The sequence below is a fragment of the Citrobacter amalonaticus Y19 genome (assembly GCF_000981805.1).
In the GTDB taxonomy this organism is placed as follows: Bacteria; Pseudomonadota; Gammaproteobacteria; order Enterobacterales; family Enterobacteriaceae; genus Citrobacter_A; species Citrobacter_A amalonaticus_C.
This window is the reverse complement of sequence record NZ_CP011132.1, coordinates 4,054,414-4,080,638: the sequence shown is the minus strand read 5'-3', so window position 1 is coordinate 4,080,638 and position 26,225 is coordinate 4,054,414. Positions and strand designations below refer to the sequence as shown.

Sequence of the window (26,225 nt, the reverse complement as noted above, 5' to 3'; positions counted from 1 at the left end):
GCTGCTGATTTTCCCGGCGTGGCATGATAGAAATGAAACATTGTTGTAAAAACGTGGTGGTCCCCATGCCCGAACCCGTCGCTGAACCGGCGCTTAATGGATTGCGCCTCAATCTGCGCATTGTTTCTGTTGTGATGTTTAACTGCGCCAGCTACCTGACCATCGGTCTGCCGCTCGCGGTGCTGCCTGGCTATGTCCATGATGTGATGGGCTTTAGCGCCTTCTGGGCGGGACTGGTCATCAGCCTGCAATACTTCGCGACGTTGCTCAGTCGCCCTCACGCCGGACGCTACGCGGATTTACTCGGTCCGAAAAAGATTGTGGTTTTTGGTCTGTGCGGCTGTTTTCTCAGCGGCGCGGGCTATTTTCTGGCGGGAAGCACCAGCAGTTGGCCGGTAGTCAGTTTGCTGCTGCTGTGTCTGGGGCGCGTGATTCTGGGGATTGGCCAGAGCTTCGCCGGGACCGGCTCGACGCTATGGGGCGTTGGCGTGGTGGGCTCGTTGCATATCGGGCGGGTGATCTCGTGGAACGGTATTGTGACCTACGGGGCGATGGCGGTCGGCGCGCCGCTCGGCGTGCTGTTTTACAGTTGGGGCGGACTACGGGGATTAGCGTTGATTATCATGGGGATCGCGCTGCTGGCAATTCTGTTAGCGATTCCGCGCCCGGCGGTGAAAGCGAGCAAAGGGAAGCCACTTCCCTTTCGCGCGGTGCTTGGACGCGTCTGGCTATACGGGATGGCGCTGGCGCTGGCCTCGGCGGGTTTCGGGGTGATCGCCACCTTTATCACCCTGTTCTATGACTACAAAGGCTGGGACGGCGCGGCATTTGCGCTCACCCTGTTTAGCTGTGCTTTTATCGGCACGCGTCTGTTGTTTCCAAACGGCATCAACCGCCTGGGCGGTCTGAATGTGGCGATGATCTGCTTTAGCGTTGAGATTGTCGGACTGCTGTTGGTGGGTGTCGCGATGATGCCGTGGATGGCAAAAATCGGCGTGCTGCTGGCAGGGATGGGCTTCTCGCTGGTTTTCCCGGCGCTTGGCGTGGTGGCGGTAAAAGCGGTGCCGCAGCAGAATCAGGGTTCGGCGCTGGCGACCTATACGGTGTTTATGGATTTGTCGCTGGGGGTGACGGGGCCGTTGGCCGGGCTGGTGATGAGCTGGGCGGGTGTGCCGGTGATTTACCTGGCGGCGGCGGGTCTGGTCGCGATTGCGCTCCTGTTAACCTGGCGGTTAAAAAAACGGCCTCCGCAGGAATCGCCAGAGGCCGTCTCATCATCCTGACGGTTACTGAATAACCAGCGTATTGATGATGTTTTCAGCGGCCGTTTGCGCTTTCTGCTGGTCGTCAGCCGGCAGCGTAATTTGCAGGGTCAGCAGTTGGTTATCCACTTTACCCAGTACGACGGATGAGTAGGCGGTCTGGCCTTTCGCCGAGATAATGCTGTCTAACTGTTGCAGCGTGTGGCCTTTCAGCTCGACGGATTTATTGGTCACCACCTGCAACTGCGGGTCGCGGCTGCGCTGCTGATCTTCCAGACGTTTTGCCAGCACAGACAGATCTTCGCTGGTGTTATCACCGACGATGACAATGACCGCTTTCTGGCCGGTCGCGTCAGAGTAGACGTGCATATTGTTGGCCTGCGTACCCAGCTTGCCGCTCTGGTCAGTCATATCCGCCGGCAGTGAGAAACTCAGTTTGCCATCCAGCAGAGTAACCGGCTGACCGGATGCGTTGCTTTCTGCCGCCGTGCCTTCTGCCGACGCTTTCGTATCACTATTATCACAGGCCGCCAGCCCCATAACCAGCAGGCCAATACCGACATATTTAACCAGATTACGCATTGACTTCTTCCTTTCGATAAACGGCCATAACGGCTCATCCGTTCATCTTATCACAACCCGGAAAAGGAACCTTTAGCTCAACTTGTCTGCATCGCCGGGATTTCAGATTTATCTGCCAGTTTTTTCAGCAACATATTCAGCAAAACGCCATACATCGGCAGGAAGAAGAGGATGCTGATTAGCACTTTGAAACAATAATCAACGATGGCGATTTCCATCCAGTGCTCGGCCATAAAGGCATCCGGGCTGCGCCAGAATGCGATAAAGAAGAAGGCGAGGGTGTCGCTGACGTTGCCAAACAGCGTCGAGGCCGTCGGTGCCAGCCACCAGCGGCGGTTCTGACGCAGGCGGTTAAAGACGTGCACATCGAGAATCTGTCCCAGCGCATAGGCCATAAAACTGGCGACCGCGATACGGGCGACAAACAGATTGAAGTGCATCAGCGCCCCAAATCCTTGCCAGGAACCCATATAAAACAGCGACGAAATCACATAGGAGATCAGCAGCGCTGGCATCATCACCGCAAAGATAATTCGACGGGCCAGCGGCGCGCCAAAAATCCGCACGGTCAGGTCGGTTGCGAGGAAAATAAAGGGAAAGCTAAACGCGCCCCAGGTGGTGTGGAAACCAAAAATGGAGACCGGAAGCTGGACCAGATAGTTGCTGGAGGTGATCACCAGCAAATGGAATAGCGATAGCCAGAACAACGCTTTTATGCGCTGTGATTGTGTAAATGCGTTCATATTGTACCTTTTTGATGGTTATTGGGGTGAGGGAACCCAATTCAAGCCGCCGCATAATACTGCTTTGCGGCGGTAATGCAATGGCTATTATTCACGCAATCGTTAACCTGATTGGCTTACTTCGGAACTGAGCGTAAACTACAGCCGTTTTTTTAGTGAATGAGACCATGATGAGCGATCTGTTTTCCTCTGCCGACCATACCCTTGATGCCCAGGGACTCCGCTGTCCGGAACCGGTAATGATGGTGCGTAAAACCGTACGCACCATGCAGACCGGCGAAACGCTGCTGATTGTGGCGGACGATCCGGCGACCACCCGTGATATTCCCGGGTTTTGTACCTTTATGGAACATGAGCTGGTGGCAAAAGAGACCGACTCTCTGCCGTATCGCTATCTGGTGCGTAAAGGCCAGTAAGCGACGCCGGATGGCGCTAACGCTTATCCGGCCTACAGAGGATAATGCACCGCGTACGGCTCGTAGGCCGGATAAGGCAACGCCGCCATCCGGCAAAAACACGTTATCCTTTACGTAACAATCTGAGGGCGTTGGCGGTGACCAGCACCGTCGCCCCGGTATCTGCCAGCACCGCCAGCCACAGTCCGGTCATTCCGAGCAGCGTGGTGACGAGAAATATCCCTTTCAGCCCCAGCGCAATAGTGATGTTCTGACGAATATTGGCGTGGGTCGCGCGCGCCAGTTGGATCATCTGCACCAGCCCCGTGAGGCGGTTATGCGTCAGTGCGGCATCTGCCGTTTCCAGCGCCACGTCGGTGCCGCTCCCCATCGCGATACCAATGGCGGCAGCTTTCATCGCTGGCGCATCGTTAATGCCGTCACCGACCATCGCCAGCGGCGACTGCTGATTCAGCGTGGTGACCGCTTTCACTTTATCTTCCGGCAGCAATCCTGCGTTAAACGCCAGACCCAGTTCGCCGGCAATGGCTGCCGCCGCGCGCGGGTTATCGCCGGTCAGGATCACGCCCTTCACGCCCAGCGCGTTAAGTTCGCTGATGGCGGTGCGGGCATCGTCGCGCAGCGTATCCTGCAGGGCGATCACGCCGATCACGCTCTCGTTGCGCAGAACCAGAACGACGGTCTGCCCGGCGCTTTCGAGCTGGTTAATCTCTCCGGCAAAGGCGTCGGCAGGACGTTTCCCGGCGGCGCAAATCAGAACGCTTTCGCCATTCACTTGCGCTTCAATACCTGACCCCACCAGCGCCCGTTGTCCTTCGGCGGACGGGATGGTCAGCCCTGTGTTTTGCGCTTCGCGAACAATGGCCTGCGCCAGCGGGTGCGTTGCGCCTTGTTCGACGGCCGCCGCCAGCGCCAGCAGTTCAGACTCGCTGATACCGGTGGCCGGGTGAATCGCCGTCACACGCGGTTTTCCCACGGTTAGCGTCCCGGTTTTATCAAAGGCGACCTGCGTGATACGGCCTAACTGTTCCAGCGCCGCGCCGCCTTTAATCAATGCCCCGCGACGGGCCGCCGCCGCCAGTCCGGAAGTGATGGCCGCTGGCGTGGAGATAACCAGCGCACACGGACAGCCGATCAGCAGCAGCGTTAACCCTTTATAAATCCACTCCTGCCAGGAACCGGCGAACAAGAGCGGCGGGACGAGCGTCACCAGCAGAGCAATGGCCATAATCGCTGGCGTATAAATACGGCTGAAGCGGTCGATAAAACGCTCTATTGGCGCACGGCGCTCCTCGGCCTCTTCGATTAACTTCAGGATCCGGTCAATCGCGCTAGCTCCGGGTTCGCAGACGACTTCCAGCGTGACGAGACGGTCCACGCTGGTGGCCCCCGCCGGTACTTTGTCGCCGGTGGCGCGTTCTACCGGGATCGATTCGCCCGTCAGCGCGCTCTCATCAAAACTGGCAAAACCGGAGACCAGTTTGCCGTCGGCAGGCAGGCGTCCCCCGGCGGCGACTTCAATGATGTCGCCCGGTTGCAGGGTGTTGATCGCCACCTCTTCCCGCACGCCGTCGCGCAAACGCGTCGCAGTTTCTGGTTTCAGGGCCATCAGCGCGCTAACCCCTTTGCGGGCGCGACTGGCGGCCCAGCCTTCGAGTCGTTCGCCAATCAGGAACAACAGCAATACCATTGCCGCTTCTGCCGTGGCGCCGATGAACAGCGCCCCGATAGCCGCAACGCTCATCAGCGTTTCAATGGCAAACCAACTGCCGGTTTTAATCAGACGCAGCGCCTGGCGGGCAATCGGGAACAGGCCGACCAGCGTCGTGGCGATAAACGCCAGTTGACCGAACGGGTGGTTAAACTGCTCCAGTCCCCAACTGAGCGCCATCATGACAGTCAGCGTCAGCAGCGGCAGGTTCTCTTTAAAGCGGGATTCGGGGACGTCTTCCTTCGCCTGCTCATCGCGCAGTGCGTAACCCGCTTTTTGTACCGCGTTCTCGATTTGGTGGCGGAGATCGCCGTTACTGTCGACGACCAGTTTCTCGGTAGCAAACAGCACCTGGACCTGATTGACGCCGCTGACCTGACGCACGGCGTTTTCCACTTTGCGGGCGCAGGCGGCGCAGTCCATCCCGGACACTTTCCAGCTGTAGCGAGTGCCTTTTACCGTTTCAACAACCGATTCAGGGGGTGAGCACGCGCCTTCGCAGCAGCAGTCATCGGTCTTCTGCGGCGTGGTGGCAGGCTTGAAAGATGAAAATTGTGGGGCTTTTTTGCCATCGTGAGCAGGTATCGACATGGCATCCTCCGGTTGATGATAATTTTCTCATTAACCGGAGGATACACTCTGGAGTCGACTCCAGAGTCAAGTGATATTAGAGATAAAGTGAACGGACGATCAGGAAGTGCCCGGCAAAGTAGCAAGCGGCGGCGATGGCGTTGTCCGCGCGGAAGCGACAGCGGTAGTGACTGCCCAGCCAGACGATGTTGCCAACGAACAGCAGCGACGCGCCCAAAAACGCCGACAGCGCAGGTGCGGTGGGGCGGAAGAACCACAGTTCACCGGCCAGCCAGACCATGACCAGCGTCATGGCGATAAAGGTACATACCGGCCAGCGCAGCTCTTCGAGGCGTGTCCAGATCACCGCAATCAGCAGAGCGCCCAGCACCATCAGCACCAGCGGTAGCGGCCAGAAGAAAGAGAGCGTCATCTGGCTGGCAAAATAGATGGTATACAGCAGGTGCGAGAGGAAAAACGCGCCAATCGCGTAGAGCAGTCGCTGACGCGGCAATAATGTCAGCGCATCGCCAACCAGTGAGGCGCAAAGACCGGCCAGTACCAGATAGCTTACGGCGTTGAACATCGGCGCCTGCCAGGCCAGTAACAGCAGGAGTAATAAGGTGACGGGTTTAAAGACCCAGCGTTGCCAGGCGGGGCCACGGTAGGAGGCATCCACAAATAACCATGCGGAAAGGCAGACTGCGATAAACGACCAAAGCATCTTAGTTCCTTGAATTCGTTATTTTTTCGTAAGCGGTATGCTCACAACCCTGGTGTTCAGTGTAGAGGCCGCGACCACCTGATGACAACACCATAACGGGCAAGGTATGCTTATTTCCGCATTTTCTGATGGGTTATCAATATGAGTAAACCGCCACTTTTCTTCATTATTATCATTGTGTTAATTATTGTTGCCGCCTCATTTCGCTTTATGCAGCAGCGGCGGGAAAAAGCCGATAACGATGCGGCGCCGCTTCGCCAGGCGCAGATGGTGGTCAGCAATAAGCGTGAAAAGCCCCTCAACGACCGGCGTTCCCGACAGCAACAGGTCACGCCAGCGGGAACCAGCATGCGCTATGAGGTCAGCTTTAAGCCGCAGAACGGGGGACTGGAAAAGACATTCCGCCTTGATGCGACGCAGTACCATGCGCTGACGGTGGGGGAGAAAGGGACGCTGAGCTACAAGGGATCGCGCTTCGTCGATTTTGTCGCTCAGCCGTAGACTTACTTTTTGACGTTAAACTTCTTCTGCCAGACCAGCAGTTCGAACACGCCAAACAGGAAAATACGCACCTTTTCGCCGGTGGTCATTTGCGGCCCGTCTTTAGGCAGGGTGGACTTCAGCAGCGCCAGTTGCATGCCGTGCATCAGCACCATGAACACGAGGGCGACGTTAACGAAGATGTTGAGCGGGCGCGGGAAGGGTTGCACCAGGTTTAACAATAAGAATGCCCACACGCCGAGCATCAATAGTCGACCAAGATTAATCAGCATCGCTTTCTCCTTGTGCTTCGCGTTGATACAAACGGTACGCTACCTGTCCGGCGATTTTTTCCCGGTGCAGCGACCAGTTCGTCGGCACGGGCGGCAGACCGTTTTCCACTTCGCTTTCCACGTAGATCCAGGCTTCACTAGCCAGCCAGCCGTGATTCTCCAGCAGGCTTAAGGTCTCTTCCAGTAACCCTTTACGAAACGGCGGGTCGACAAACACCACGTTGTGCGGGGTGCCCGACTGCGCCAGGAATGTCAGGGTATTGGTATTAACGACTTTTGCATTCCCTGCTTTCAGCGTAGCCAGGTTCTTTTGTAGTTGCTGAGAGACCGCGCGATCCATTTCCAGCAGCGTGGCGCTGGCGGCATAGCGTGACAACGCTTCCAGCCCCAGCGCGCCGCTTCCGGCGAAACAGTCCAGACAATGGGCCTCTGTCATCACCGGCGCCAGCCAGTTAAACAGCGTTTCTCGCACGCGGTCAGTAGTCGGACGTAGACCGGGGCTGTCGGGGACCGGGAGTTTGCGGCCGCGCCATTGTCCGCCAATAATGCGGATTTGGCCGCTACCAGAGTGATTCGGTTTTTTCATTTCTGTTGCTCAAACCGCCGCTTGCAGATGATTCCAGGCGGTGATGTGGATTAAGTAAAGTGATAGACTATTTCATCATTTTTTTAGCTTCCATGTATATATGCATAAAATCATTCAGGATGCATCGAGGCGGCAAGCGATAAAATCCCCTGGAGCATAGAAGACTATGTGACTGGGGTTTTTGAGCGCAGCCAACAAAGAGGCAGCCTGAAAGATGAAATGCATAGGGCCGCGAGGGGTGTAATCGCAAATGGCAAAACAGAAAAAACGTGGCTTCTTTTCCTGGCTGGGCTTTGGTGAAAAAGAGCAGGAACAAGAACAAAAAACCGAAGAGCAGCAGGGTGTTGACGCGCCCGTTGAAGCGGCGGCTGATGTAGAAGCGCAAGCGGCGGTTCACAGCAAAGAAGAAACAGAAGCCTTTGCTGAAGAAGTGGTTGAGGTGACTGAACAGGTTCAGGAAATCGAAACGTTCCCGTCTGCTGAACCCGAGCCCGCTGTCGCTGAAGAACGCATCGAGCCGCAGATTGCCGTCGAGCACGAAGAACTGCCGCTGCCGGAAGAGGTGAAAGCCGAAGAGGAAACCTCAGCGCAAGAGTGGCAGGCGGAAGCGGAAACCGTTGAGATTGTCGACGCGGTGGAAGAAGAGGCGCAAAACGAGCCGGAACTGACCGACGAAGAGCTGGAAGCACAGGCGCTGGCGGCGCAAGTCGCTGAAGACGCGTTGATGGTTGTGCCGGTGGCGGAAGAAGACGCGCCAGTCGACGAGATTGCTCAGGAACAGGAAAAACCGACCAAAGAAGGCTTTTTCGCGCGCCTGAAACGCAGCCTGCTGAAAACCAAAGAAAACCTCGGTTCCGGATTTATCAGTCTGTTCCGTGGTAAAAAAATCGACGATGATCTGTTTGAAGAGCTGGAAGAACAACTGCTGATTGCGGATGTGGGCGTGGAAACCACACGTAAAATCATCACCAATCTGACAGAAGGTGCCAGCCGCAAGCAGCTTAAAGATGCCGAGGCGCTGTACGGTCTGCTGAAAGACGAGATGGGCGAGATTCTGGCGAAAGTCGATGAACCGCTGAACGTTGAAGGCAAAACGCCGTTTGTTATCTTAATGGTCGGCGTGAACGGCGTGGGGAAAACCACCACCATCGGTAAGCTGGCGCGTCAGTTTGAGCAACAGGGTAAATCGGTGATGCTGGCAGCGGGCGATACGTTCCGCGCGGCGGCGGTCGAGCAATTGCAGGTCTGGGGTCAGCGTAACAATATTCCGGTGATCGCCCAGCACACTGGTGCGGACTCTGCCTCCGTTATCTTCGACGCCATCCAGGCGGCGAAGGCGCGCCACATTGATGTGCTGATTGCCGATACCGCCGGTCGCCTGCAAAACAAATCGCACCTGATGGAAGAGTTGAAAAAAATCGTTCGCGTGATGAAGAAACTGGACGAAGACGCGCCGCATGAAATTATGCTGACGCTGGACGCCAGCACCGGGCAGAATGCGATAAGCCAGGCCAAACTGTTCCATGAAGCGGTGGGTCTGACCGGTATTACCCTGACCAAGCTGGACGGTACGGCGAAAGGTGGGGTTATCTTCTCGGTGGCCGATCAGTTTGGCATCCCTATCCGCTATATTGGTGTGGGCGAACGTATCGAGGATTTACGTCCGTTTAAGGCGGACGATTTTATAGAGGCACTTTTTGCCCGAGAGGATTAACAATGATTCGCTTTGAACATGTCAGCAAGGCCTATCTCGGTGGGAGACAAGCGCTGCAGGGGGTCACATTCCATATGCAGCCAGGCGAGATGGCGTTTCTGACCGGCCACTCTGGCGCGGGGAAAAGTACCCTGCTGAAGCTTATCTGTGGGATTGAGCGGCCCAGCGCCGGGAAAATCCTCTTCAGTGGGCATGACATCACGCGACTGAAAAACCGTGAAGTGCCGTTTTTGCGTCGTCAGATCGGCATGATTTTCCAGGATCACCACCTGCTGATGGACAGAACGGTATTCGACAACGTGGCGATCCCGCTGATTATCGCCGGTGCCAGCGGGGATGATATTCGTCGTCGCGTGTCGGCGGCGCTGGACAAGGTTGGGCTGCTGGACAAAGCGAAGAACTTCCCGATCCAACTTTCCGGTGGTGAACAACAGCGTGTTGGTATCGCCCGTGCGGTGGTGAACAAGCCAGCGGTACTGCTGGCGGATGAACCGACCGGTAATCTGGACGACGCGCTGTCGGAAGGGATCCTGCGTCTGTTCGAAGAGTTTAACCGCGTCGGGGTGACGGTGCTGATGGCGACGCACGACATTGGGCTCATCTCCCGTCGTTCGTACCGCATGCTCACCCTGAGCGATGGTCATTTGCATGGAGGCGAAGCTCGTGAATAAGCGCGACGCTATCAACCAAATCAAACAGTTCGGTGGACGACTGGACCGTTTTCGTCGTTCTGGCGGCTCCTCCGGCGACGGGGGGCGTAATGCGCCGAAGCGAGCGAAACCGTCCCCCAGGCCGAATTCGCGTAAAACCAACGTTTTTAACGAGCAGGTGCGCTATGCGTTCCAGGGCGCGTTACAGGATCTGAAAAGCAAACCGCTGGCGACGTTTCTGACGGTGATGGTTATTGCCATCTCCCTGACCCTGCCGAGCGTCTGCTACATGGTCTACAAAAACGTTAACCAGGCGGCGACGCAGTATTACCCGTCTCCGCAGATAACGGTTTATCTGCAAAAAACGCTGGATGATGATGCGGCGGCAGGCGTTGTCGCCCAATTGCAGGCCGAGCAGGGCGTGGAAAAGGTGAATTATCTTTCCCGTGAAGATGCCCTTGGCGAATTTCGCAACTGGTCCGGTTTCGGCGGCGCGCTGGATATGCTGGAAGAGAACCCATTGCCTGCGGTGGCGGTGGTGATCCCGAAACTCGACTTCCAGAGTACCGATTCGCTGAACACGCTGCGTGACCGGGTTTCCCGCATCAACGGGATTGATGAAGTGCGGATGGACGACAGCTGGTTTGCCCGTCTGGCGGCGCTGACCGGACTGGTCGGGCGCGTGTCGGCGATGATTGGCGTGCTGATGGTTGCCGCCGTCTTCCTCGTCATTGGTAACAGCGTGCGGCTGAGCATTTTTGCCCGTCGCGATACCATTAACGTGCAAAAACTGATTGGCGCAACGGATGGATTTATCCTGCGTCCGTTCCTCTACGGCGGCGCATTACTCGGTTTTTCCGGCGCATTTCTTTCACTGATTTTGTCAGAAATTTTGGTGTTGCGACTGTCGTCGGCGGTCACGGAAGTGGCGCAGGTTTTCGGAACGAAGTTTGATCTCAATGGCTTATCGTTCGATGAGTGTCTGTTACTGCTGCTGGTTTGCTCGATGATCGGCTGGGTGGCGGCGTGGCTTGCGACGGTTCAACATTTACGTCACTTTACTCCCGATTAATAAAATCGTGATATAATCTTTCCCTGCAATGGGTTTCCGTTCGCAGGGAAAGAGGTCCTGTTGTCTCTTCCCCGCTTTTCATCTTCATGTCACAATTTGTGCGTAATTTATACACAACGTTGCATTGAACTTGTGGATAAAATCACGGTCTGATAAAAGAGTGAATGCTAATCTCGTTGCTCATTAACGCTGGCACGGTTGTTGCTGTCTATCGCTGTGGTGCCAGACGATAAAACTTGAGAGGATTTGAATGACCAAAGAAATGCAAAATTTAGCTTTAGCCCCTGTTGGTAACCTGGAGTCTTACATCCGGGCTGCGAACGCGTGGCCGATGTTGTCGGCTGACGAGGAACGGGCACTGGCTGAAAAGCTGCATTACCAGGGCGATCTGGAAGCAGCTAAGACGCTGATCCTGTCTCACCTGCGCTTTGTTGTTCATGTTGCTCGTAACTATGCGGGCTATGGCCTGCCGCAGGCGGATCTGATTCAGGAAGGTAATATCGGCCTGATGAAAGCCGTGCGCCGTTTCAACCCGGAAGTGGGTGTGCGTCTGGTTTCCTTCGCCGTTCACTGGATCAAAGCTGAGATCCACGAATACGTCCTGCGTAACTGGCGTATTGTGAAAGTGGCGACCACCAAAGCACAGCGTAAGCTGTTCTTCAACCTGCGTAAAACCAAGCAGCGTCTGGGCTGGTTTAATCAGGATGAAGTGGAAATGGTGGCGCGTGAGCTGGGCGTTTCCAGTAAAGACGTCCGCGAGATGGAATCTCGTATGGCGGCGCAGGACATGACTTTTGATATGTCCCCGGACGACGAGTCCGACAGCCAGCCGATGGCGCCGGTGCTGTATCTGCAGGATAAAACCTCTAACTTTGCCGACGGTATTGAAGAGGATAACTGGGAAGATCAGGCCGCCAACAAACTGACCCACGCGATGGAAGGTCTCGACGAGCGTAGCCAGGATATTATCCGCGCCCGCTGGCTGGACGAAGATAACAAGTCCACGCTGCAGGAACTGGCCGATCGCTACGGCGTTTCCGCAGAACGTGTGCGTCAGCTTGAAAAGAACGCCATGAAAAAACTTCGCGCCGCTATCGAAGCGTAATTCCTGCGAAGTCCCCGATAAACCCTCGAATGCGAATTCGGGGGTTTTGTTTTTTTAGCGCCTGCTCTGGCGAATTTCTCCCCCCTGGCAAACACTTACCGATGGGTTGTGCGCATCTTAGGGGATGAAAATGAAAAATAACGAACTGAATGAACGGCGTTTGCAGGCGACGCCGCGCGGGATCGGCGTGATGTGCGGCTTTTACGCCGAGAGAGCGGAAAACGCAACGTTGTGGGATGTGGAAGGCCGTGAGGTGATCGACTTTGCCGCCGGTATTGCGGTGCTGAATACCGGGCACCGGCACCCCAAAGTCATCGCCGCGATTGAAAAACAGCTCCAGTCCTTTACCCATACCGCGTACCAGATTGTTCCCTACGAAAGCTATGTCCGGCTTGCGGAACGTATCAACAAACGCGTCCCCATTCAGGGGCCGGTGAAAACGGCGTTTTTCTCCACCGGTGCAGAAGCGGTCGAAAACGCGGTGAAGATTGCCCGCGCGTATACCAAACGACCCGGACTCATTACCTTTGGCGGCGCATTTCACGGGCGGACTTTCATGACGATGGCGCTGACCGGCAAGGTTTCGCCTTACAAAATCGGTTTTGGGCCGTTTCCGGGTTCGGTTTATCACGCTCAGTATCCTAATGCGCTACACGGCGTGAGCACCGCCGATGCGCTGCAAAGTCTGGATCGCATTTTCAAAGCGGATATCGCGCCGGATCAGGTCGCCGCCATTATCCTTGAACCGGTTCAGGGCGAAGGGGGGTTCAATATTGCGCCAACGGATTTCATGCAGGCGCTACGGGCGTTGTGCGATACCCACGGTATCTTGTTGATCGCCGATGAGGTACAGACCGGCTTTGCCCGTACCGGTAAGCTGTTTGCGATGGAGCATCATGGCGTACAGGCCGATCTGATGACGATGGCTAAAAGCCTGGCGGGCGGGATGCCGCTCTCTGCGGTGGCGGGCCGTGCTGAAGTGATGGATGCGCCTGCGGCAGGCGGCCTGGGAGGGACGTATGCCGGGAATCCGCTGGCCGTTGCGGCGGCACACGCGGTGCTGGATGTGATTGATGAAGAACAACTCTGTGCCCGCGCTACCGCATTGGGCTCGACGCTGGTCGAGGCGTTGAACGAGGCGAAAGCGGACTGTCCGTTTATTGCCGACATTCGGGCTCAGGGGTCGATGGTGGCGGTGGAATTTAACGATCCGCACACCGGGAAGCCCGCTCCGGAATTTACCCGCCAGGTGCAGGATCGCGCCTTGCAGCAGGGGCTTCTGCTGCTGAGTTGCGGCGTGTATGGCAACGTCATTCGTTTTCTCTATCCGCTCACCATTCCTGAGGCGCAATTTCGTCAGGCGCTCGGCATTATCACCCACTCGCTGACACGATAAACCTGTGCCGCCCATCACCGGGCGGCACGACGTTATGTCGTTCACTTATTATTTGAATATGAAATTAGCTATTCCAAAATTATAAAAATGGGGTATGTTTTAGCAGAGTGTGCTGAAAATGCGCGAACGGTACACCTATAAATGAAATAAAGCGCTACACAACAACATCACAATAGTCGTAATAACCATAAGAATGGGGAAGGTCAGGATGAATATGAAGGGTAAAGCGTTACTGGCAGGATGTATCGCGTTGGCATTCAGCACAATGGCTCAGGCCGATATTAAAGTCGCTGTTGTGGGTGCGATGTCCGGTCCGGTAGCTCAGTATGGCGACCAGGAGTTTACTGGCGCGGAACAAGCGGTTGCAGACATTAATGCCAAAGGTGGAATCAAAGGCGAAAAACTGCAGATCGTAAAATATGATGATGCCTGTGACCCGAAACAGGCGGTCGCCGTCGCAAACAAAGTGATCAATGACGGCATCAAATACGTTATCGGCCACCTGTGCTCCTCTTCCACTCAGCCAGCGTCTGATATCTACGAAGACGAAGGCATTCTGATGATCACCCCGGCGGCAACGGCGCCGGAACTGACCGCGCGCGGCTATAAGCTGGTGCTGCGCACCACGGGCCTGGACTCAGACCAGGGCCCGACCGCCGCGAAATACATTCTGGAAAAAGTGAAGCCGCAGCGCATCGCGATCGTTCACGACAAACAGCAGTACGGTGAAGGTCTGGCGCGTGCCGTGCAGGAGAACCTGAAGAAGGGCAATGCCAATGTGGTGTTCTTTGACGGTATCACCGCCGGTGAGAAAGATTTTTCTACGCTGGTGGCGCGTCTGAAGAAAGAGAATATCGACTTCGTCTACTACGGCGGTTATCACCCGGAAATGGGCCAGATCCTGCGTCAGGCTCGTGCTGCAGGGCTGAAAACGCAATTCATGGGTCCGGAAGGGGTGGCCAACGTTTCCCTGTCTAACATCGCCGGTGAATCGGCTGAAGGTCTGTTGGTGACTAAACCGAAGAACTACGACCAGGTTCCCGCGAACAAACCTATCGTCGATGCGATCAAGGCGAAGAAACAGGATCCGAGCGGTGCATTCGTGTGGACCACCTACGCCGCGCTGCAATCTCTGCAGGCGGGCCTGAACCAGTCAGCCGATCCGGCTGAAATCGCCACCTGGCTGAAAGCGAACTCAGTGGAAACCGTGATGGGGCCGCTGTCGTGGGATGAGAAGGGCGATCTGAAGGGCTTTGAATTCGGCGTCTTCGACTGGCACGCCAACGGTACAGCGACCGACGCCAAATAATTGAATGCCGGATGGCGCTGGCGCTTATCCGGCCTACCGTCCTGGGAAAATACGCTGGCGAATGTAGGCCGGGTAAGCGTTAGCGCCACCCGGCTTTTTTATCGCTTTTCCCAGCCGTTCTGCTGTGGGGTAAAGCCCAGTACCTGCATAAACGCCGCCATGACGTTTCGGTCTTCCACGCCGACATCCGCCATCCACCAGGATGAGACGTCCGGATTATCATGGAGCACCTCTTCGACCAGATATCTCCCCACTCCCCGACGCTGCGTGACGTCACGGATGCGCAGCGAATCGAGCGCGCCCTGAGCGCCGCTCAGAGTGACCCTTACGGCACCTAACAACCGCTCATTAAATCGCGCTGCGTAGATCCGATGTGTTTCATCTACGCTTAAAGAGGCGGCGGAATACTCCGGCCAGATTTTGCCCAGGTCGATCAGGTCCTGATCGCTAAAGTGTTCTAAACGAATGATGGTCAGCTTCATCGACAGCATGTCCAAATCACAAAAGATAGTGCCAGTGTACCGAAATAATTCATCAGGACGCTTTCTCTTTTTTAAATCATTTAGCAGGGGATTAGTTTTGTGACGGTCAGAACCTTAGTTCGAAACGTCAGAGAATGAAAAACAGGCAGGATAATACCCTGGAAGGCAGCATTTTATTCGGCTCATTGTCCCGTTATTTTATGCTGACAAGCGCGCTTTTTTTTGTTTATCTATGGTGAAAAGCAGAATATTATCTGTTCTTAATCGACTGAAAAATAGAGATTTTAATCTGTATTTGCGGAAAATACTGCGCTAAACCATTAATCAGGCTAGTAAAAATAGTGTAGTACAAATAAAGCACAGTCTGCTTTTTAACCATATAAATACAAAATAAGTACATCACGAATGGGGATTCAGTAAATGAAACGGAATGCGAAAACGATCATCGCAGGGGTGATTGCACTGGCGATGTCGCAGGCGGCGATGGCAGAAGAGATTAAAGTTGCCGTTGTCGGCGCGATGTCAGGTCCGGTAGCCCAGTGGGGCGACATGGAATTTAACGGCGCACGGCAGGCCATTAAAGACATCAATGCGAAAGGCGGCATCAAAGGCGACAAACTGGTGGGCGTGGAATATGACGATGCCTGCGATCCTAAACAGGCCGTGGCAGTGGCGAACAAAATCGTCAATGACGGCATTCAGTATGTGATTGGTCACCTCTGCTCTTCTTCTACTCAGCCTGCGTCGGATATCTACGAAGACGAAGGCATTCTGATGATCTCGCCGGGTGCGACTAACCCCGAACTGACGCAGCGCGGCTACGCGCACATCATGCGTACCGCCGGGCTGGACTCCTCTCAGGGACCGACCGCAGCAAAGTATATTCTTGAGCAGGTAAAACCGCAGCGTATCGCTATCATTCACGACAAACAACAGTACGGTGAAGGGCTGGCGCGTTCCGTTCAGGACACGCTGAAAGCGGCAAACGCCAATATCGTCTTCTTTGATGGCATCACCGCAGGCGAGAAAGATTTCTCCGCGCTGCTCGCGCGCCTGAAAAAAGAGAACATCGACTTTGTGTATTACGGCGGCTACTACCCGGAAATGGGACAGATGCTGCGCCAGGCGCGCTCCGTCGGGCTGAAAACCACGTTCATGGGGCCGGAAGGCGTGGGCAATGCGTCGCTGTCGAACATTGCCGGTGAAGCGGCCGAAGGTATGCTGGTCACCATGCCAAAACGCTATGACCAGGATCCGGCCAACAAAGCGATTGTTGATGCGCTGAAAGCCGATAAAAAAGATCCCACCGGTCCGTACGTGTGGATAACCTACGCCGCCGTGCAGTCACTGGCAACGGCACTGGATCGTTCTGGCAGCAAAGCGCCGCTGGATCTGGTGAAAGATTTGAAAGCAAACGGTGCAGATACCGTGATTGGGCCGCTGAAATGGGATGAAAAAGGCGATCTGAAGGGATTTGAATTTGGTGTCTTCCAGTGGCATGCGGACGGTTCGTCCACCGCCGCCAAATAAGGCAACCACTCGTCATACTTCGAGCCGCAGATGCGTTGGCTTCGTTCACCCACCCCGGTCACGTACTTGTGTACGCTCCCGGGGATGGGCAAACTTGCCGCCTTCCTGCAGCTCGAATTATTTAGAGTGGGTTCAGCATCCCGGTTTGTCGGGTTGAAAAGGTTATTTTATGTCCGAGCAGTTCCTCTATTTCTTGCAGCAGATGTTTAACGGCGTCACGCTGGGAAGCACCTACGCGCTGATCGCTATCGGTTACACCATGGTGTACGGCATTATCGGCATGATCAACTTCGCCCATGGCGAGGTGTACATGATCAGTAGCTATGTCTCTTTTATGATTATCGCGGCACTCATGATGATGGGGATTGATACCAGCTGGCTGCTGGTGGCGGCCGGATTCATTGGGGCGATTATCATTGCCAGCGCCTACGGCTGGAGCATCGAGCGGGTGGCTTATCGGCCCGTCCGCAGTTCCAAACGTCTGATTGCGCTTATCTCCGCCATTGGGATGTCCATCTTCCTGCAAAACTACGTCAGCCTGACGGAAGGTTCGCGCGACGTGGCGCTGCCCAGCCTGTTCAACGGACAATGGGTGGTGGGTGCCAGCGAAAACTTCTCCGCCTCGATCACGACCATGCAACTGGTTATCTGGATTGTGACCTTCCTGGCGATGCTGGCGCTGACCATTTTTATCCGTTACTCCCGCATGGGACGAGCCTGCCGCGCCTGCGCGGAAGATCTGAAAATGGCCAGCCTGCTCGGGATTAACACTGACCGCGTGATTGCGCTGACCTTTGTGATTGGCGCGGCGATGGCGGCGGTAGCGGGTGTGCTGCTCGGACAATTCTACGGGGTGATAAACCCTTATATCGGCTTTATGGCCGGGATGAAAGCCTTCACCGCCGCGGTTCTCGGCGGGATCGGCAGCATCCCTGGCGCGATGATCGGCGGCCTGATTCTGGGCGTCGCGGAAGCGCTTTCTTCTGCTTATCTGAGTACGGAATACAAAGACGTGGTGTCGTTCGCCCTGCTGATTCTGGTACTGCTGGTGATGCCGACCGGGATTCTGGGTCGTCCGGAGGTAGAGAAAGTATGAAACCGATGCATTTTGCGATGGCGTTGCTCTCTGCCGCGATGTTTTTCGTCCTCGCGGGCGTCTTTATGGGCGTTCAGTTGCAACTGGATGGCACGAAACTGGTGGTGGATACCGCCACCGACATCCGCTGGCAGTGGGTGTTTATCGGGACTGCCGTGGTCTTTTTCTTCCAGATGCTGCGGCCGATCTTCCTGAAGAGCCTGAAGAGCGTCTCCGGACCGAAGTTTATTCTGCCAGCCATTGATGGCTCAACCGTGAAGCAGAAGCTGTTCCTGATTGCGCTGCTGGTGATTGCCGTGGCGTGGCCGTTTATGGTGTCACGCGGCACGGTGGATATCGCTACGCTGACCATGATTTACATCATCCTCGGTCTGGGGCTGAACGTTGTCGTGGGGCTCTCCGGCCTGCTGGTTCTGGGCTATGGCGGCTTCTACGCGATTGGCGCGTACACCTTCGCGCTGTTGAACCACTATTACGGTCTCGGCTTCTGGACCTGCCTTCCGCTGGCAGGGCTGGTTTCGGCGGCGGCGGGCTTCCTGCTGGGCTTCCCGGTGCTGCGCCTGCGCGGCGATTACCTGGCGATTGTGACGCTGGGCTTCGGTGAGATCGTCCGTATTCTGCTGCTCAACAATACGGAAATCACCGGCGGTCCGAACGGCATCAGCCAGATCCCGAAACCGACGCTGTTCGGCCTCGAGTTTAGCCGCAGCGCACGTGAAGGCGGTTGGGATACTTTCAGCAACTTCTTCAATGTGAAATATGACCCGTCTGACCGCGTGATTTTCCTCTATCTGGTCGCGCTGTTGCTGGTGGTGCTAAGTCTGTTTGTGATTAACCGTCTGCTGCGCATGCCGCTGGGACGGGCGTGGGAAGCGCTGCGTGAAGATGAGATCGCCTGTCGCTCTCTGGGCTTAAGCCCAACGCGCATCAAGCTGACCGCCTTTACCATCAGCGCCGCGTTTGCCGGTTTCGCTGGCACGCTGTTCGCGGCGCGTCAGGGTTTTGTCAGCCCCGAGTCGTTCACCTTTGCCGAGTCGGCGTTTGTACTGGCGATCGTGGTACTCGGCGGGATGGGCTCACAGTTTGCGGTGATCCTTGCGGCTATCCTGCTGGTGGTCTCCCGCGAGCTGATGCGTGACTTCAATGAATACAGCATGTTGATGCTGGGTGGTTTGATGGTACTGATGATGATCTGGCGTCCGCAGGGCTTGCTGCCGATGACCCGTCCACAGTTAAAGCTGAAAAACGGGGAAGCGAAAGGAGAGCAGGCATGAGTCAGCCATTATTATCGGTTAACGGCCTGATGATGCGCTTCGGCGGTCTGCTGGCGGTGAACAACGTTGAACTGGAACTGCATCCGCAGGAAATTGTGTCGCTGATTGGGCCAAACGGCGCCGGTAAGACCACGGTGTTTAACTGCCTGACCGGTTTTTATAAGCCAACGGGCGGCACCATTAAGCTTCGCGATCAGCACCTTGAAGGGCTGCCGGGTCAACAAATTGCCCGTATGGGCGTGGTGCGAACCTTCCAGCACGTACGTCTGTTTCGTGAAATGACGGTGATTGAAAACCTGCTGGTGGCACAGCATCAGCAGCTGAAAAGCGGCGTGTTTTCCGGCCTGCTAAAAACCCCGGCGTTTCGTCGGGCGCAGAGCGAAGCGCTGGATCGCGCGGCCACCTGGCTTGAGCGTATCGGTCTGCTGGAACACGCGAACCGCCAGGCCAGCAACCTGGCCTATGGCGACCAGCGTCGTCTGGAGATCGCCCGCTGTATGGTGACACAGCCAGAGATTCTGATGCTGGATGAACCGGCTGCGGGCCTTAACCCGAAAGAGACCAAAGAGCTGGACGAGCTGATTGCCGAGCTGCGCAACCATCACAACACCACTATCCTGCTGATTGAGCACGATATGAAACTGGTGATGGGGATTTCCGACCGTATTTACGTGGTGAACCAGGGCACGCCGCTGGCGAACGGGACGCCGGAACAGATTCGTAATAACCCGGACGTGATCCGTGCCTATTTAGGTGAAGCATAAGATGGAAAAAGTCATGTTGTCCTTTGACAAAGTCAGTGCCCACTACGGCAAAATTCAGGCGCTACACGAGGTGAGCCTGCACATCAATCAGGGTGAGATTGTGACCCTGATTGGTGCCAACGGCGCCGGGAAAACGACGCTGCTTGGTACGCTGTGCGGCGATCCGCGCGCGACCAGCGGTCGGATTGTGTTTGATGATAAAGACATCACCGACTGGCAAACGGCGAAAATCATGCGTGAAGCGGTAGCGATTGTACCGGAAGGGCGTCGCGTGTTTTCCCGCATGACGGTGGAAGAGAATCTGGCGATGGGCGGCTTCTTTGCCGAGCGCGACCAGTTCCAGGAGCGCATCAAGTGGGTATACGAACTGTTCCCGCGTTTGCATGAGCGTCGTATTCAGCGTGCGGGTACGATGTCCGGCGGTGAACAGCAGATGCTGGCGATTGGTCGCGCGCTGATGAGCGAGCCGCGTCTGCTGCTGCTTGACGAGCCTTCCCTGGGGTTGGCACCGATTATCATCCAGCAGATCTTTGACACCATCGAACAACTGCGCGAGCAGGGAATGACCATCTTCCTTGTTGAGCAGAACGCCAACCAGGCGCTGAAGCTGGCCGATCGCGGCTACGTGCTGGAGAACGGCCATGTCGTTCTCGAGGATACCGGCGACGCGCTTCTGGCCAACGAAGCGGTACGTAGCGCCTATTTAGGCGGTTAAACGGTCTGTGATGCCTGATGACGACGCATTGCGTCTTATCAGGCCTACAAGACCAAGCCGTTTGTATTGCCCGGTGGCGCATACGCTTACCGGGCTTACAGGATCGACCAGGCCGGGTAAGGCGAAGCCGCCACCCGGCTTTTTCTCTTTTCTTGCCACTGAAACGTCATTCACCTGAAGCCTGACTGTCACCGCTTCGTCATCTAACAGTTATCTTTCTGTCATTCGCGCATGTCATGTTACCTCGCGAGCATTAAACGCGTGATTTCGCGCATCCGGCACAATAAGAGAGATGATGACAATGACATCGTTACGACATACAGCTTTGGGTCTGGCGGTTGGGCTGGCTTTTGCGACGAACGCAATGGCCGTTACCACCATTCCGTTCTGGCATTCCATGGAAGGGGAGTTGGGTAAAGAAGTTGACTCCCTGGCGCAACGTTTCAACGACACCCACCCGGATTACAAGATTGTGCCGGTGTACAAAGGTAACTACGAGCAGAGCCTGAGCGCTGGCATCGCCGCGTTCCGTACCGGAAATGCGCCGGCGCTGCTCCAGGTTTATGAAGTCGGCACCGCGACGATGATGGCCTCGAAAGCCATCAAACCGGTCTACGAAGTGTTCAAGGACGCCGGTATTAACTTCGACGAATCGCAGTTTGTACCGACCGTTTCCGGCTACTACACCGATTCGAAAACCGGGCATCTGCTGTCTCAGCCGTTTAACAGCTCCACTCCGGTGCTGTACTACAACAAAGACGCCTTCAAGAAAGCCGGTTTAGATCCGGAGCAGCCGCCGAAAACCTGGCAGGATCTGGCTGACTACACCGCGAAGCTGAAAGCCGCGGGGATGAAGTGTGGCTACGCCAGCGGCTGGCAGGGCTGGATCCAGATTGAAAACTTCAGCGCCTGGCACGGTTTGCCGGTGGCGACCAAAAACAACGGTTTCGACGGCACTGATGCGGTGCTGGAGTTCAATAAGCCGGAGCAGGTGAAACACATCGCGCTGCTGGAAGCACTGAACAAGAAGGGCGATTTCAGCTACTTCGGCCGTAAAGACGAGTCCACCGAGAAGTTCTATAACGGCGATTGCGCCATTACAACCGCCTCTTCCGGATCGCTTGCTGATATCCGTCATTACGCCAAATTCAACTATGGCGTAGGCATGATGCCTTACGATGCGGACGCCAAAGGCGCGCCGCAGAACGCCATCATCGGCGGCGCGAGCCTGTGGGTGATGCAGGGCAAAGACAACGACACTTACAAAGGCGTTGCCGAGTTCCTCGACTTCCTGGCAAAACCGGAAAACGCGGCCGAATGGCATCAGAAGACCGGCTATCTGCCGATCACCAAAGCCGCTTACGATCTGACCCGCGAGCAGGGCTACTATGACAAGAACCCCGGAGCAGATATTGCGACGCGTCAGATGCTGAATAAGCCGCCATTACCGTTCACCAAAGGGCTGCGTCTGGGCAATATGCCGCAGATCCGCACCATTGTTGATGAAGAGCTGGAAGGCGTGTGGACCGGCAAGAAAACCCCGCAGCAGGCGCTGGACGCCGCCGTCGAGCGCGGTAATCAGCTGTTGCGCCGCTTTGAGCAGTCTACGAAGTCTTAATGTTTTTGCCGGATGGCGCTGCGCTTATCCGGCCTACGAAATGCACCATGTCGTCTTTGTAGGCCGGGTAAGGCGTAGCCGCCACCCGGCACTGTTCAGGAATCCAATCTCAATGTCATCCTCCCGTCCGGTGTTCCGCTCGCGTTGGCTGCCTTATTTGCTGGTTGCGCCACAACTGGCGATCACCGTCATTTTCTTTATCTGGCCTGCGGGCGAAGCGCTGTGGTACTCACTGCAAAGCGTCGATCCATTTGGGCTTTCCAGCCAGTTTGTCGGGCTGAATAATTTCGTCACGCTGTTTCATGACAGCTACTACCTTGACTCCTTCTGGACGACGATCAAATTCAGCGCGCTGGTGACCTTCAGCGGCCTGCTGGTGTCGTTGTTTTTCGCCGCGCTGGTGGATTACGTGGTGCGCGGCAGTCGTTTGTATCAGACGCTGATGCTGCTGCCCTATGCCGTGGCTCCGGCGGTGGCCGCCGTATTGTGGATCTTCCTGTTTAATCCCGGACGTGGACTCATTACCCACTTCCTTGAGCAGTTTGGCTATGACTGGAACCATGCGCAGAACAGCGGACAGGCGATGTTCCTGGTGGTTTTCGCGTCTGTCTGGAAGCAGATTAGTTACAACTTCCTTTTCTTCTTTGCCGCGCTGCAATCGATCCCACGCTCGCTGGTTGAAGCCGCCGCGATCGATGGCGCAGGGCCGGTCCGTCGCTTTTTCAAACTGGCGTTACCGCTGATCGCGCCGGTGAGTTTCTTCCTGTTGGTGGTCAATCTGGTCTACGCCTTCTTCGATACGTTCCCGGTTATCGATGCCGCGACCGCAGGCGGTCCGGTGCAGGCCACCACCACGCTGATTTATAAGATCTATCGTGAAGGGTTTGCCGGGCTGGATCTCTCTGCGTCCGCCGCGCAGTCGGTGGTGCTGATGTTCCTCGTCATCATTCTGACGGTGGTGCAGTTCCGCTACGTGGAAAGTAAGGTGCGTTACCAATGATTGAGAACCGTCGCGGGCTGACGATATTCAGCCACACCATGCTGATACTGGGGATTGTCGTGATTTTGTTCCCGCTGTACGTCGCGTTTGTCGCGGCGACGCTGGACAACAACGCGGTGTTTGAAACGCCGATGACGCTCATCCCCGGCACGCATCTGCTGGAAAACATGAAAAACATCTGGGTCAACGGCGTCGGTGTAAACAGCGCGCCGTTCTGGTTGATGATGCTCAACAGCTTCATCATGGCGTTTGGCATTACGGTGGGGAAAATCGCGGTCTCGATGCTCTCTGCCTTTGCCATCGTCTGGTTTCGTTTTCCGCTGCGTAACCTGTTCTTCTGGATGATTTTCATCACGCTGATGTTGCCGGTGGAAGTGCGTATCTTCCCGACGGTGGAAGTGATTGCCAACCTGAAAATGCTCGACAGTTACGCAGGGCTGACGCTACCGCTGATGGCATCGGCAACCGCCACCTTTCTGTTCCGCCAGTTCTTTATGACCCTGCCGGATGAACTGATCGAAGCGGCGCGCATTGACGGCGCTTCGCCGATGCGTTTTTTCCGCGACATCGTGCTGCCGTTGTCGAAAACCAATCTGGCGGCGTTGTTCGTCATCACCTTTATCTACGGCTGGAACCAGTATCTGTGGCCGTTGCTGATTATTACCGACGTCAATCTGGGGACAGCCGTGGCGGGAATCAAAGGCATGATTGCCACCGGCGAAGGCACCACCTTGTGGAATCAGGTGATGGCGGCAATGCTGCTGACCCTCATCCCCCCTGTAGTGATTGTTTTAGCCATGCAGCGCGCGTTTGTGCGCGGCCTGGTCGATAGCGAGAAATAAGATGGCAGGTTTAAAATTACAGGCAGTAACCAAAAGCTGGGATGGTAAAACCCAGGTGATTCAACCGCTGACGCTGGACGTGGCGGACGGTGAATTCATTGTGATGGTCGGCCCATCCGGCTGTGGGAAATCAACGCTTCTGCGGATGGTGGCTGGACTGGAACGCGTCACCAGCGGCGATATCTGGATCGATCGTCAGCGGGTGACCGAAATGGAGCCAAAAGATCGCGGGATCGCGATGGTCTTCCAGAACTATGCGCTCTACCCGCATATGAGCGTGGAAGAGAACATGGCGTGGGGGCTGAAAATCCGTGGGATGGGCAAGGGTCATATCGAGCAGCGAGTGAAAGAAGCGGCGCGTATTCTCGAACTGGACGGTCTGCTCAAACGTCGTCCGCGCGAACTTTCCGGCGGCCAGCGTCAGCGCGTGGCGATGGGGCGCGCCATTGTGCGCGATCCCGCGGTGTTCCTGTTTGATGAGCCGCTCTCTAACCTGGATGCCAAACTGCGCGTGCAGATGCGCCTGGAACTCCAGCATCTGCACCGTCGCCTGAAAACCACCTCGCTGTACGTGACCCACGATCAGGTCGAAGCGATGACGCTCGCCCAGCGCGTGATGGTGATGAACAAAGGCATTGCCGAGCAGATTGGCACGCCGGTGGAGGTTTACGAAAAACCGGCCAGCCGCTTTGTGGCGAGCTTTATTGGCAGTCCGGCGATGAACCTGCTGGAAGGGCGCATCAGCCATGCGGGTACGCACTTCGAACTGGAGAGCGGCATGGCGCTACCGGTGAACTGGTTTTATCGCGGCTATGCCGGGCGTAAAATGACACTGGGTATCCGCCCGGAACATATTGCGCTAAGCTCGCAGGCGGAAGGCGGCGTGCCGCTGGTGATGGACACGCTGGAGATGCTGGGCGCGGACAACCTGGCGCACGGTCGCTGGGGCGATCAAAAGCTGGTGGTGCGTCTGGCCCATCAGGAGCGCCCAAAGGCAGGCAGCACGCTGTGGCTGCATCTGCCGGAAAATCATTTGCACCTTTTTGACGGTGAAACAGGACAACGTGTATGAGTAACTGGCCGTATCCCCGCATCGTCGCCCATCGCGGCGGCGGTAAACTGGCGCCGGAAAACACGCTGGCGGCGATCGACGTTGGCGTGCGCTACGGACATACCATGATCGAGTTCGACGCGAAGCTGTCGAAGGATGGGGAAATATTCCTGCTGCACGATGACAACCTTGAACGCACCAGCAACGGCTGGGGTGTGGCGGGCGAGCTCAACTGGCAGGATTTGCTGCGGGTGGATGCCGGCGGCTGGTACAGCGGCGAGTTTAAAGGCGAACCGCTCCCACTACTCTCGCAGGTGGCAGAGCGCTGTCGCCTGCATGGCCTGATGGCCAATATCGAAATTAAACCGACCACCGGAACCGGGCCTCAGACGGGAAAAGCGATTGCTCTCGCCGCGCGTATGCTGTGGCAGGGGATGACCGCACCGCTATTGTCGTCATTTGACATTGATGCGCTGGAAGCGGCGCAGGCCGCCGTGGCGGAGTTACCGCGAGGGTTGCTGCTTGACGAGTGGCGTGATGACTGGCGCGAACTGACCGCTCGCCTGGCCTGCGTGTCGATTCACCTGAATCACGCACTGCTGGATGAAACGCGGGTTAAGCAGCTTAAAGCGGCGGGGTTACATATTCTGGTGTATACCGTCAACAAACCCCAGCGCGCGGCGGAACTGCTGCGCTGGGGCGTGGACTGCATCTGTACCGATGCGATTGATGTGATTGGCCCGGACTTTACTGCTGCGGGTTAAGCATATCGCCATTCTGACGCGGCGGTAGCATGTGCTGCTGGCCGCTCTCCTGGCGCGTACCGCCACTCAACATGCCGCCGTTGGTATTGGGTAACGGCTGTTCGCGTACCTGACCCTGCTGGATCCGCTGCTGATTGTTGTTCATTTGCGTTTGCAGGTTTTGCTGCTGGAGTTGTGTCTGCGATTTTAACTGCTGATTCAACATCCCTTTCTGCTGGATCTGCTGCGTCTGCATCTGCGTTTGCATCCGCTGTTGGCTGGGGATCTGATAACCCGGCTGGTTCGGATTGTTCAGGGTGTTAATCGGCTGTGCGAGACAGGCAAACGGCAGTAGCGCTGCCAAAATTAAGCATCGTTTCATCATCTTTCCTCCTCTGAGGTATCTCTTAAGTTTACCCCTTTCCCGGCGAAACGATGATCATTTCAGAGTTATGCACCAGGCTTAGTGGGGGGCTGACCCCGCATCTTTGGAGAAT

27 protein-coding genes are annotated in these 26,225 nt (G+C 56.1%); 19 read left to right on the top strand and 8 right to left on the bottom strand.

All coding sequences use genetic code 11. The features are described 5' to 3' along the window. Positions 1 to 32: 32 nt before the first annotated feature. A complete protein-coding gene (locus F384_RS18835) occupies positions 33 to 1,283 on the top strand; it encodes an MFS transporter (RefSeq protein WP_155404019.1) in 1,251 nt (416 codons plus the stop codon). Between the two features lie 3 nt (positions 1,284 to 1,286). Here F384_RS18835 and F384_RS18830 read toward each other — a convergent pair whose 3' ends face one another. Together F384_RS18830 and F384_RS18825 are read right to left on the bottom strand one after the other, a co-directional pair. Next, the gene (locus F384_RS18830) at positions 1,287 to 1,844 is read right to left on the bottom strand and encodes a DcrB family lipoprotein (protein ID WP_046491622.1); all 558 of its coding nucleotides are present in this window, start codon (positions 1,842 to 1,844) and stop codon (positions 1,287 to 1,289) included. Between the two features lie 77 nt (positions 1,845 to 1,921). Then, on the bottom strand, positions 1,922 to 2,587 hold the full coding sequence (locus tag F384_RS18825) for a 7-cyano-7-deazaguanine/7-aminomethyl-7-deazaguanine transporter (RefSeq protein ID WP_046491619.1): 666 nt from the start codon (positions 2,585 to 2,587) through the stop codon (positions 1,922 to 1,924). Between the two features lie 170 nt (positions 2,588 to 2,757). On the opposite strand from F384_RS18825, the gene tusA reads away from it, so the two are divergent. Further along, positions 2,758 to 3,003 (top strand): sulfurtransferase TusA, encoded by a 246-nt coding sequence (gene tusA, locus F384_RS18820; protein ID WP_046498389.1) that lies wholly within the window; start codon positions 2,758 to 2,760, stop codon positions 3,001 to 3,003. A gap of 103 nt (positions 3,004 to 3,106) precedes the next feature. Here the strand turns inward: tusA and zntA are convergent, their stop codons facing one another. Both zntA and F384_RS18810 read right to left on the bottom strand, forming a co-directional pair. Then, entirely contained in the window at positions 3,107 to 5,305 is a 2,199-nt protein-coding gene (zntA, locus tag F384_RS18815) for a Zn(II)/Cd(II)/Pb(II) translocating P-type ATPase ZntA (protein WP_046491617.1), read from the bottom strand. 76 nt (positions 5,306 to 5,381) lie between these two features. Then, positions 5,382 to 6,008, bottom strand: coding sequence for a lysoplasmalogenase (locus tag F384_RS18810; RefSeq protein WP_046491615.1), 627 nt, complete (start codon positions 6,006 to 6,008; stop codon positions 5,382 to 5,384). Positions 6,009 to 6,149: 141 nt separating this feature from the next. Here F384_RS18810 and F384_RS18805 point away from each other — a divergent pair, with 141 nt between their 5' ends. Further along, a complete protein-coding gene (locus F384_RS18805) occupies positions 6,150 to 6,509 on the top strand; it encodes a DUF2500 domain-containing protein (protein ID WP_046491613.1) in 360 nt (119 codons plus the stop codon). Positions 6,510 to 6,511: 2 nt separating this feature from the next. Here F384_RS18805 and F384_RS18800 read toward each other — a convergent pair whose 3' ends face one another. After that, positions 6,512 to 6,781 (bottom strand): DUF1145 family protein, encoded by a 270-nt coding sequence (locus tag F384_RS18800; RefSeq protein WP_042998484.1) that lies wholly within the window; start codon positions 6,779 to 6,781, stop codon positions 6,512 to 6,514. After that, positions 6,771 to 7,367 carry a 16S rRNA (guanine(966)-N(2))-methyltransferase gene (gene rsmD, locus F384_RS18795; RefSeq protein ID WP_046491612.1) on the bottom strand — a complete coding sequence of 199 codons (597 nt, stop codon included), beginning with the start codon at positions 7,365 to 7,367 and terminating at the stop codon, positions 6,771 to 6,773. Before rsmD ends, F384_RS18800 begins: the two co-directional genes overlap by 11 nt. A gap of 250 nt (positions 7,368 to 7,617) precedes the next feature. On the opposite strand from rsmD, the gene ftsY reads away from it, so the two are divergent. From ftsY to livJ, 6 genes are all read left to right on the top strand, one after another. Beyond that, positions 7,618 to 9,081 (top strand): signal recognition particle-docking protein FtsY, encoded by a 1,464-nt coding sequence (gene ftsY / locus F384_RS18790; protein ID WP_046491611.1) that lies wholly within the window; start codon positions 7,618 to 7,620, stop codon positions 9,079 to 9,081. Positions 9,082 to 9,083: 2 nt separating this feature from the next. Continuing rightward, positions 9,084 to 9,752 (top strand): cell division ATP-binding protein FtsE, encoded by a 669-nt coding sequence (ftsE, locus tag F384_RS18785; protein WP_042998481.1) that lies wholly within the window; start codon positions 9,084 to 9,086, stop codon positions 9,750 to 9,752. Beyond that, positions 9,745 to 10,803 carry a permease-like cell division protein FtsX gene (gene ftsX, locus F384_RS18780; RefSeq protein ID WP_046491610.1) on the top strand — a complete coding sequence of 353 codons (1,059 nt, stop codon included), beginning with the start codon at positions 9,745 to 9,747 and terminating at the stop codon, positions 10,801 to 10,803. The genes ftsE and ftsX overlap by 8 nt, the downstream gene beginning before the upstream one ends. Before the next feature lie 250 nt (positions 10,804 to 11,053). Beyond that, positions 11,054 to 11,908: an RNA polymerase sigma factor RpoH gene (rpoH, locus tag F384_RS18775; RefSeq protein WP_042998479.1), complete on the top strand. Its 855-nt coding sequence runs from the start codon at positions 11,054 to 11,056 to the stop codon at positions 11,906 to 11,908. A 130-nt stretch (positions 11,909 to 12,038) separates the two neighbouring features. Then, positions 12,039 to 13,304, top strand: coding sequence for a 4-aminobutyrate--2-oxoglutarate transaminase (locus F384_RS18770; protein WP_046498386.1), 1,266 nt, complete (start codon positions 12,039 to 12,041; stop codon positions 13,302 to 13,304). Between the two features lie 208 nt (positions 13,305 to 13,512). Further along, positions 13,513 to 14,613: a branched chain amino acid ABC transporter substrate-binding protein LivJ gene (gene livJ / locus F384_RS18765; protein WP_152400362.1), complete on the top strand. Its 1,101-nt coding sequence runs from the start codon at positions 13,513 to 13,515 to the stop codon at positions 14,611 to 14,613. 98 nt (positions 14,614 to 14,711) lie between these two features. On the opposite strand, the gene panM is transcribed toward livJ, so the two are convergent. Further along, positions 14,712 to 15,095 carry an aspartate 1-decarboxylase autocleavage activator PanM gene (panM, locus tag F384_RS18760; RefSeq protein WP_046498383.1) on the bottom strand — a complete coding sequence of 128 codons (384 nt, stop codon included), beginning with the start codon at positions 15,093 to 15,095 and terminating at the stop codon, positions 14,712 to 14,714. A 420-nt stretch (positions 15,096 to 15,515) separates the two neighbouring features. Between panM and livK the strand changes: the two genes are divergently transcribed. The 10 genes from livK (at position 15,516) to ugpQ (ending at position 25,749) form a co-directional block, all read left to right on the top strand. Further along, a complete protein-coding gene (gene livK, locus F384_RS18755; protein ID WP_046491604.1) occupies positions 15,516 to 16,625 on the top strand; it encodes a high-affinity branched-chain amino acid ABC transporter substrate-binding protein LivK in 1,110 nt (369 codons plus the stop codon). A gap of 169 nt (positions 16,626 to 16,794) precedes the next feature. Continuing rightward, positions 16,795 to 17,721, top strand: a complete 927-nt coding sequence (gene livH, locus F384_RS18750) for a high-affinity branched-chain amino acid ABC transporter permease LivH (RefSeq protein ID WP_042323006.1) — start codon at positions 16,795 to 16,797, stop codon at positions 17,719 to 17,721. Next, entirely contained in the window at positions 17,718 to 18,995 is a 1,278-nt protein-coding gene (gene livM, locus F384_RS18745; protein ID WP_046491600.1) for a branched chain amino acid ABC transporter permease LivM, read from the top strand. The genes livH and livM overlap by 4 nt, the downstream gene beginning before the upstream one ends. Then, entirely contained in the window at positions 18,992 to 19,759 is a 768-nt protein-coding gene (gene livG, locus F384_RS18740) for a high-affinity branched-chain amino acid ABC transporter ATP-binding protein LivG (RefSeq protein WP_042323002.1), read from the top strand. Before livM ends, livG begins: the two co-directional genes overlap by 4 nt. A gap of 1 nt (position 19,760) precedes the next feature. Next, positions 19,761 to 20,474 (top strand): high-affinity branched-chain amino acid ABC transporter ATP-binding protein LivF, encoded by a 714-nt coding sequence (gene livF, locus F384_RS18735; RefSeq protein WP_046491597.1) that lies wholly within the window; start codon positions 19,761 to 19,763, stop codon positions 20,472 to 20,474. Between the two features lie 301 nt (positions 20,475 to 20,775). After that, entirely contained in the window at positions 20,776 to 22,092 is a 1,317-nt protein-coding gene (ugpB, locus tag F384_RS18730) for a sn-glycerol-3-phosphate ABC transporter substrate-binding protein UgpB (RefSeq protein ID WP_046491594.1), read from the top strand. A 112-nt stretch (positions 22,093 to 22,204) separates the two neighbouring features. After that, the gene (gene ugpA / locus F384_RS18725) at positions 22,205 to 23,092 is read left to right on the top strand and encodes a sn-glycerol-3-phosphate ABC transporter permease UgpA (protein WP_046491591.1); all 888 of its coding nucleotides are present in this window, start codon (positions 22,205 to 22,207) and stop codon (positions 23,090 to 23,092) included. Further along, positions 23,089 to 23,934 carry a sn-glycerol-3-phosphate ABC transporter permease UgpE gene (gene ugpE / locus F384_RS18720; protein WP_046491589.1) on the top strand — a complete coding sequence of 282 codons (846 nt, stop codon included), beginning with the start codon at positions 23,089 to 23,091 and terminating at the stop codon, positions 23,932 to 23,934. The genes ugpA and ugpE overlap by 4 nt, the downstream gene beginning before the upstream one ends. 1 nt (position 23,935) lies before the next feature. Further along, positions 23,936 to 25,006, top strand: coding sequence for a sn-glycerol-3-phosphate import ATP-binding protein UgpC (locus tag F384_RS18715; protein WP_046491587.1), 1,071 nt, complete (start codon positions 23,936 to 23,938; stop codon positions 25,004 to 25,006). Continuing rightward, positions 25,003 to 25,749, top strand: coding sequence for a glycerophosphodiester phosphodiesterase (ugpQ, locus tag F384_RS18710; RefSeq protein WP_046491585.1), 747 nt, complete (start codon positions 25,003 to 25,005; stop codon positions 25,747 to 25,749). The genes F384_RS18715 and ugpQ overlap by 4 nt, the downstream gene beginning before the upstream one ends. On the opposite strand, the gene F384_RS18705 is transcribed toward ugpQ, so the two are convergent. Next, a complete protein-coding gene (locus F384_RS18705; protein ID WP_046498380.1) occupies positions 25,733 to 26,110 on the bottom strand; it encodes a DUF2756 family protein in 378 nt (125 codons plus the stop codon). The genes ugpQ and F384_RS18705 overlap by 17 nt on opposite strands. Positions 26,111 to 26,225: the final 115 nt, after the last annotated feature.

Bases quoted from the DNA above. Each gene is read 5' to 3' on its own strand.
- tusA (WP_046498389.1), top strand. From the start codon at position 2,758: ATGAGCGATCTGTTTTCCTCTGCCGACCATACCCTTGATGCCCAGGGA.
- zntA (WP_046491617.1), bottom strand. From the start codon at position 5,305: ATGTCGATACCTGCTCACGATGGCAAAAAAGCCCCACAATTTTCATCT.
- F384_RS18830 (WP_046491622.1), bottom strand. From the start codon at position 1,844: ATGCGTAATCTGGTTAAATATGTCGGTATTGGCCTGCTGGTTATGGGG.
- rsmD (WP_046491612.1), bottom strand. From the start codon at position 7,367: ATGAAAAAACCGAATCACTCTGGTAGCGGCCAAATCCGCATTATTGGC.
- rpoH (WP_042998479.1), top strand. From the start codon at position 11,054: ATGACCAAAGAAATGCAAAATTTAGCTTTAGCCCCTGTTGGTAACCTG.
- ugpE (WP_046491589.1), top strand. From the start codon at position 23,089: ATGATTGAGAACCGTCGCGGGCTGACGATATTCAGCCACACCATGCTG.
- panM (WP_046498383.1), bottom strand. From the start codon at position 15,095: ATGAAGCTGACCATCATTCGTTTAGAACACTTTAGCGATCAGGACCTG.
- ugpQ (WP_046491585.1), top strand. From the start codon at position 25,003: ATGAGTAACTGGCCGTATCCCCGCATCGTCGCCCATCGCGGCGGCGGT.
- livK (WP_046491604.1), top strand. From the start codon at position 15,516: ATGAAACGGAATGCGAAAACGATCATCGCAGGGGTGATTGCACTGGCG.
- ugpB (WP_046491594.1), top strand. From the start codon at position 20,776: ATGACATCGTTACGACATACAGCTTTGGGTCTGGCGGTTGGGCTGGCT.
- F384_RS18800 (WP_042998484.1), bottom strand. From the start codon at position 6,781: ATGCTGATTAATCTTGGTCGACTATTGATGCTCGGCGTGTGGGCATTC.
- F384_RS18705 (WP_046498380.1), bottom strand. From the start codon at position 26,110: ATGAAACGATGCTTAATTTTGGCAGCGCTACTGCCGTTTGCCTGTCTC.
- F384_RS18835 (WP_155404019.1), top strand. From the start codon at position 33: ATGAAACATTGTTGTAAAAACGTGGTGGTCCCCATGCCCGAACCCGTC.
- ugpA (WP_046491591.1), top strand. From the start codon at position 22,205: ATGTCATCCTCCCGTCCGGTGTTCCGCTCGCGTTGGCTGCCTTATTTG.
- livH (WP_042323006.1), top strand. From the start codon at position 16,795: ATGTCCGAGCAGTTCCTCTATTTCTTGCAGCAGATGTTTAACGGCGTC.
- ftsE (WP_042998481.1), top strand. From the start codon at position 9,084: ATGATTCGCTTTGAACATGTCAGCAAGGCCTATCTCGGTGGGAGACAA.
- F384_RS18825 (WP_046491619.1), bottom strand. From the start codon at position 2,587: ATGAACGCATTTACACAATCACAGCGCATAAAAGCGTTGTTCTGGCTA.
- F384_RS18810 (WP_046491615.1), bottom strand. From the start codon at position 6,008: ATGCTTTGGTCGTTTATCGCAGTCTGCCTTTCCGCATGGTTATTTGTG.
- F384_RS18770 (WP_046498386.1), top strand. From the start codon at position 12,039: ATGAAAAATAACGAACTGAATGAACGGCGTTTGCAGGCGACGCCGCGC.
- F384_RS18805 (WP_046491613.1), top strand. From the start codon at position 6,150: ATGAGTAAACCGCCACTTTTCTTCATTATTATCATTGTGTTAATTATT.
- F384_RS18715 (WP_046491587.1), top strand. From the start codon at position 23,936: ATGGCAGGTTTAAAATTACAGGCAGTAACCAAAAGCTGGGATGGTAAA.
- livJ (WP_152400362.1), top strand. From the start codon at position 13,513: ATGAATATGAAGGGTAAAGCGTTACTGGCAGGATGTATCGCGTTGGCA.
- livG (WP_042323002.1), top strand. From the start codon at position 18,992: ATGAGTCAGCCATTATTATCGGTTAACGGCCTGATGATGCGCTTCGGC.
- livF (WP_046491597.1), top strand. From the start codon at position 19,761: ATGGAAAAAGTCATGTTGTCCTTTGACAAAGTCAGTGCCCACTACGGC.
- livM (WP_046491600.1), top strand. From the start codon at position 17,718: ATGAAACCGATGCATTTTGCGATGGCGTTGCTCTCTGCCGCGATGTTT.
- ftsY (WP_046491611.1), top strand. From the start codon at position 7,618: ATGGCAAAACAGAAAAAACGTGGCTTCTTTTCCTGGCTGGGCTTTGGT.